Origin of the sequence: Anabaena sp. AL09, from assembly GCF_001672255.1 — a bacterium.
GTDB classification, from domain to species: domain Bacteria; phylum Cyanobacteriota; class Cyanobacteriia; order Cyanobacteriales; family Nostocaceae; genus Dolichospermum; species Dolichospermum lemmermannii.
Genome location: NZ_LJOQ01000069.1, coordinates 1 through 6,279, shown reverse-complemented (window position 1 = coordinate 6,279; position 6,279 = coordinate 1). Strand labels below are relative to the sequence as shown.

Annotated in this window: 3 protein-coding genes and 2 pseudogenes; 2 read left to right on the top strand and 3 right to left on the bottom strand. The window is 35.5% G+C overall.

The window, feature by feature from the left end:
* Window positions 1-81: 81 nt before the first annotated feature.
* Together AN490_RS13525 and AN490_RS13520 are read left to right on the top strand one after the other, a co-directional pair.
* On the top strand, window positions 82-396 hold the full coding sequence (locus tag AN490_RS13525; RefSeq protein ID WP_300004100.1) for a hypothetical protein: 315 nt from the start codon (window positions 82-84) through the stop codon (window positions 394-396).
* Between the two features lie 197 nt (window positions 397-593).
* A pseudogene (locus AN490_RS13520) lies at window positions 594-872 on the top strand (hypothetical protein); the annotation flags it as partial.
* A 248-nt stretch (window positions 873-1,120) separates the two neighbouring features.
* Here the strand turns inward: AN490_RS13520 and AN490_RS13515 are convergent.
* From AN490_RS13515 to AN490_RS13505, 3 genes and pseudogenes are all read right to left on the bottom strand, one after another.
* Window positions 1,121-1,438, bottom strand: a complete 318-nt coding sequence (locus AN490_RS13515) for a hypothetical protein (protein WP_300004097.1) — start codon at window positions 1,436-1,438, stop codon at window positions 1,121-1,123.
* A gap of 154 nt (window positions 1,439-1,592) precedes the next feature.
* Window positions 1,593-2,375, bottom strand: a complete 783-nt coding sequence (locus AN490_RS13510) for a hypothetical protein (RefSeq protein WP_300004094.1) — start codon at window positions 2,373-2,375, stop codon at window positions 1,593-1,595.
* A 44-nt stretch (window positions 2,376-2,419) separates the two neighbouring features.
* Window positions 2,420-6,187 (bottom strand): annotated as a pseudogene (locus AN490_RS13505) (hypothetical protein); the annotation flags it as partial.
* Between the last annotated feature and the right edge of the window lie 92 nt (window positions 6,188-6,279).

The following is a 6,279-nucleotide window of genomic DNA, read 5'->3' as shown; positions in this document are numbered from 1 at the left end:
TTCACTTTATCTGTTTGTTTTGATGCTTCCTTTGATTTTCATCTCCGTAATTTCCCTCTGTAACATTTTGGGGTGCGGAATGTGGGATATAGGGTTAATAATAATTCTTTGGAGGTTTTGACTAAGGAGGAACAGTGGTTTATTGATGAGTATTTGCCTCTGCTTAAATATGACTGTGAAGGGGGTGGTGAATCGGCGGAAATGATCATTGAAGACGTGATTACATTTAGTGAACATCTTGGCTGGCAAGGGTTTTCTAGGGCTGTGAATGCAGCAACGATAGAAATTAAAGCTTTTTTAATTGCTTGTTTGATATCTGTGCTGCCGCAGGAGATTCATGATGAGATTAAGCGGTATTTGGTTTTGTACTTGGTTAAAGTAGAACCTGAATATTAAGTTTCTACTTAAACCACCTGATTTTTTATAGTTGGATTAAAGCAATACAATATTGCGATGTAGCTTGCTGCTTTTTTTTAGGAGTGGGAGCAATTTCTTTTTGTTAAGAAAAAGTACATTGCCGCATAATGGACTTTTATAAGTGATTAAAATAGCATACAAAATACGGTAAAATCGAAAATTTTAAGGTAATATAAATGGCTTATAGTGATTTTACATTGAGTAAATTTAAAAAAGATTTCCATATTCATATTAATGAAAAAATGGATTTATTTGCTAATATTGAACCTATCCAAATAAGTGAACAACTTAAAAATAGTTTAGAAGAAACTAATGAACTGGCATTAGCAATTAATACTGAAAAAGCCCGTTCTGAAATGATTATTACGCCTATTTTATTAGAGGTAAGACGTAGGGCTAATTCTCAAATTAGTTTATTTTCAGGAAGTGATTTTAATGTTGATGTTGAAAAAGGTTAAAATGGTTATTGTGATTTTGTAATCCAGGGCTATTTCATTCTAGATTTAAGCAACGAATTTAGGTATTTCCAGCCATCGTGAGATAGAATCCCTGAAGCCCAAAATGGCGCATTTTCGTAAATACATAAAATGTCAGATTTTAGAATGAAATAGCCTTGTATAGAAAAGAATATTAATTTAATTATTGTAGCGACTGTCTTGATTGTCAAGTGATAATCCAGACAGTCGCTACAATAAATTTTGTTTTACGTAAAGGGAAAGGTAGAGCCATCATTATTAATTTCTTCCAAAATCCCTTGTTCATTAAGTTTAAAATCTATATCTGCACGACTTTCCATCAAAGTCAATAATCCTAAAGAATGAACGGGAAGACTTGCAGATAAAAAAGCTTTAAAAGCTGTATCATCCTGAAAATCTATCATCTGTCTAAATTCATTAAAATTAATAAATCCTTCCAAAAAAGCTTCTATAGCTAATGTATTGAGAACTTTTTGCGATAAATCCTCTAATTTATCCTGGATTTTATCTGTTAAATTATCTGGTAAATCAATTGTGATTTGCATAATTTGACAATCTCCCAACTCTACATTTTTATTTTACTTCTTAAAAGACGTTTAAAGTTCCTGACATAAAAAAAAGATGTTCAAAAATCAAATAGGAGTCCTATGTAACGTCTCTATATCCAGGAATCAACCATATCTTGATAAACAAATTCTATTACTCTCCTAACTCTTGTTCCTTTTTAAGTAATTGATTACTTTGATTATACTCCATTAACGTTATCAGTTTAAACTTTTCTATTTCCGCCTCTGTTAATTGATTTGTAGTAACTTGAAACTGGGAATAATTTGTTTTTCTCACAGCATTTAAAGCAACTTCGGCTTCAGAATACAAATGTTGCTTTCTTTTCAAGATTAAAATTTGCTCCTCTGTCGCTGTAATTTGTAGTGAAGCAGTAAATTCATCTGATTGATAAACTCTAATCTTTCCATCTTCACTATCTTCTACCAAACTTCCTTCACTCATTAACCTTGCTATCATCAAAGGAATAACATATAGCATAATGTCTTCCTCATATATTTCTGCTTGATTTTCTTCCTGTTCATCCACTAAAACTATAATTGAATCATGATTAATTTGATTGAGATTGTTTTTCTCTTTTTCTATTGTACTCACAGTTAAATCATCTGCCAATATAACTGGTAATTCAGGAATAAACTCTGGATTTTCTACCTGAATCTCCTCTGGTTCAAATGCTATTATAACAGATTCTTCCATAGTCCTTCCAGAATTGAGACTAGCAATAATAGATGCCAGTGTTTTAATAGCATCGCTTTGTTCTTCAACGGTTACAGTTTCTGTGGCTGGAATTGATTCTAATTCATTGTAATCAACATATTCGAGAAGTTGGCTGAACATATAAGCAGCTTTAGCAGGGGAAATATCGGGTGATATTTTGGTTGATTCTTCAGTGAGTATAGTTAAAGGATTAGTTGTCATAAATTTATGCCAATGAATTGAATAAAGACTAATTTTGTTAAATATTAAACTTGAAGATACTGATTTTTGACTGATGCCAAAGATTGATTGATGTTATTGTTGATTTCCTCAAATACATCAATAACTTCAGCCGATATTCGACTCTGATTAATCTGTCCTAATTTAATATCCAGTAAAACAGTTCCATCTTTTTTTATAATCGTTAAATCTTTGTGAGAGTTATTGATTGAAATCAAGTATTCTTTACCTTGTACTATAACGTCTCCATTATCTTGAGGAACGCCAAATACATCCCCCATTCGTTGAGCAATTTGGGTAAGACGATTGATAGAATGTAGTTCTTGAAAATCATTATTCATTGCTACGACTGCTTTTTCTGTTAATTCTGCACCTGATTTAAATTCACTACCAACCTCTGCAATTCGCTGAATATATTCTGCTGACTTACCTAACTTTTGTGCAGTCAAATACCAAGTTCTTAATTTTTCTAATGTTGTTTCTTGATCCTGAATACTTTTATCAGCAACTACCTCCTTTTGAACAATGTTGGATGAGGAAACGGGTGTAGAGTTAGGCAACTTTAGCCCATGAGATGACATCACAGATAATGGTTGTGTAGGTACTGGGGAAGATACTTCTGAATCTGTTGGTGTAATAGATTCTGCTTGTTGATTGGTAAGCGTAGTATCTTGTTCTAGCTTAACTGCGTGTGTATACCCATCATTGACAGCTTCTAGCTTATACCCCTGTGTCTCTAAATATTGTTTTACCAGTTGGTCAGTACCAGCAGCATTACCCACTACAAAGGAACTACCAACAGCGATCGCCTGATCAATCAGTGGTACATAATGTTTATTGAAAGTTTCCAGAATTTGTTTTTGAGTAACACCCCTCCAAGGACCAGAACCTGAAACCATAATTGTGTCATTGGCTGAGTACACTCCCGTATTTGCCCTTTCCCTCCAAGCTTGTTGATAATTACGGGTGCTAGAGGGTGTTTCAGGTGGTGCAGATGACATACCAATGAATTGAGTAGCTACTTCAGCCATTGCCACATCCTTTTGCATATGTGTTGCTACAGCAGCATTCAGGGGTTGGAGATTAGTAAGTGGGTTGGAACTTTTGGGAGAAGTAATAATTTCTTGGCCAAAATCTTTGGCTTGAGGTGTGGATAAAGTCGTAGTCGTTGGTGCAGGTTCTTTTGGTGGTACTTCTGAGGATGCTTGGGTAATAGTCTGAGAATTTTCCAACACTTTAGAATATCCCTCAATCAAAGCGCGGATAAACGGAGATTCTTTACCCTTGCCTTCCCAGTAGTTATCTCTGGCAGAAGTGACATAGTGAGTACAGTTTTCCAGCCATTCCACTCCTCCCCTTTGGGTGATAGCTGCAAACAACTTGGGGTGTTGTTCTAACTTAGCTTGAATAATTTCTGCCATTAGCTGTATTCGTGGTTCTCCCAAAGGTACTGTAGTTTTGTAGTGTTGATAAGCTTGTTCAGCAGAGACAAAAGGAACTCCAGCAGGTTTATCTTGGGTGTAAGTTTCTGGTCCATATTTACCGGCGGGTACTGCGGCGTTATCACGGAAAGATACAGGGTAATCCCCTTGGATTTTGCCTAACTCCTTCGCCTTAACAGTAGGATTAGTCATAGCCGCACCTAGAGGGTCAGAACTTCTCGAACCGATATTCACTGGAGAAGTAATAACAGATGCCAGGGGTATGCCTGTAGATAAAGGTGGTGGTATAGGAGGTGTAACTAATGACTGTTCAAGGTTTGCACTGGGGAAAGGCACAATTTTTCCGTTGACATAATCTCCCGGCGGTTCTGTATGCAGTCCCCACACTTCCGGTTTATTCCTAAAAGTGGCCAGTTCGCGACTGCTGTGTTTTTCCATTGCGCCCCATTGTTGCTGATATGCTGGATCTGCAATCATTTCTGGGGTGATGCGGTATTGTTTACCTACTCGAAAGGCAACTTGTTGGGAAGTAGAAGCAGGAATAGTAGAATGGCCACCTACGGCGATCGCAATATCCCCCTCTTTAAACCCATAAGCCTTGTACGGTTCATAAGTCCTGGTTGTATGACATCTACCATATCCGCGCATAGCTTCAATAGTAGTGCTGACAGGTAAAGGGTTGGGTTCATCGTGCATTTTCAGAGGAAATACCATTTGCACAGGTTTACCCGAAATCACAACATCCTTCTCTTCAGATTTGGAGACAATGGTGCTATTAGCAGGTAATATCTCAGCTACTGCGGATATAGTTTGTAGATTTTCAGGAACTACAATTGTTTGTTGTGGTGGATTGTTATTTGTTAAATTCGGTGTAACTGTAACAGGTATTGTAATTGTAGCTAATTCCTGAACTTTATCGAGTCTTTCCCCTATTATATGTGGTCTATTGGGAAGGGAATTAAGATATTCATTGTAAGCACTATTTTTTCCTTCAGCACTTAATGGTTCTCCAAACTTTGCCTTTAAAGCATCAAAGTCATCAGATGGAATTGTACTACTAACCAAGTAAATTACAGAAAGACCTTTTTTCGTTTCTAGTGGTACATCTTGTGGTGATAAAACATTAAATTCAATATTTTTAGATTTAAACCAATTCTGAACTAATTCTGTTTTATGGTTGTCCACTGCTATTCCTATTAATCCCAGTACCTTATCTTCCTGACTAGTAAACAATATTGTCGGACGTTCTTTTATCTTTTCCAGTAATAACCAACTTTTTTCAACCATCACCTCTTGCTTTGTTACCGTATTTGATTGGGAATTATCTTGAAAAGCTTGAGATTCCTTTGTCCAAATTTGAGGATATTGTACTGTATTGGGTTCAATATTAATAAAGGTGTGAGAAAAATTGCTTTGTAACGTACAATTTACAGACCCTTGTTGACCATGTTTAAGCACTCCCAGATTTTGCAGTGCTTCCTTATCTTTTTTATAGTGAAGAACTCCTAATAATTCTCCATTTAGAAAAACAGCATCCCTATTTTTACTGGTTGGTACTTCTAAACTAACGCTTTTATATTCTTCTCCAGTAAAAACTTGTCCTTTAAAATCATAAACATTAATCTTATTAATTTTCAACAAATTCCCATGAGGTGATTCAGCAATAATAAAACCACCTTCATGTTGACTATCACCAATAGACTTTAATTTAAGTTGTAGCGGATTACCATTAGCTAAATAATTTATTTTTCTTAATTCTTGAATTGAATCATTATCCAATTCTCCTAATATTTGACCAGCCAATTTAATTTTAGCTGTGTCAATAGGAACTGCTACATTACCAATAGCGAGTGTGACTGGTTCACCATTAAAAGTTTTACCTGCATGAGAAAATTTACTAATTTCTCTGATAGTAATGTTGATTGGTGGTTGTGATGGTAAATTAATAGTTGCCGTAGCTGTATAAGATTCACCTGGTTTAATATATGCTTGTGCCTGAGTACCAATTGCTAATTGGCCTGTTCTTTGTTCCAAAACAGCAAATTCTTTGTATTTTTCGTCATTGTCTTTGACAAATACCAATCTAGAATTATGTCTTTCATGTCCTGGAGGATAGCGACTGGCTTGTATCTCTATCGAATATTTTTCTTGCGAATTCCATTCCCTACCAACAAAATTATCTCCTTCCTTACCAATTCCTAATACTTTGAGTTGTGAAAATTGTAACTCATCTAAGCGGCTAACTATTTCCTTACCAAAAGTTGCAAATACAAAGTTAGAAACTTTCTTACGAGAGTTGAAACTTGAATTATCACCTTGTTCTAATTCATCTTGTCGAGAAGCTGATATATTCGGTTCTACCGCTCCCTTTATGGAGAAATAGGATTGAAATACCAAGGTAGTAAAGCACGAACTCGGAAATTTTCAAAATTCCGGAATCCATA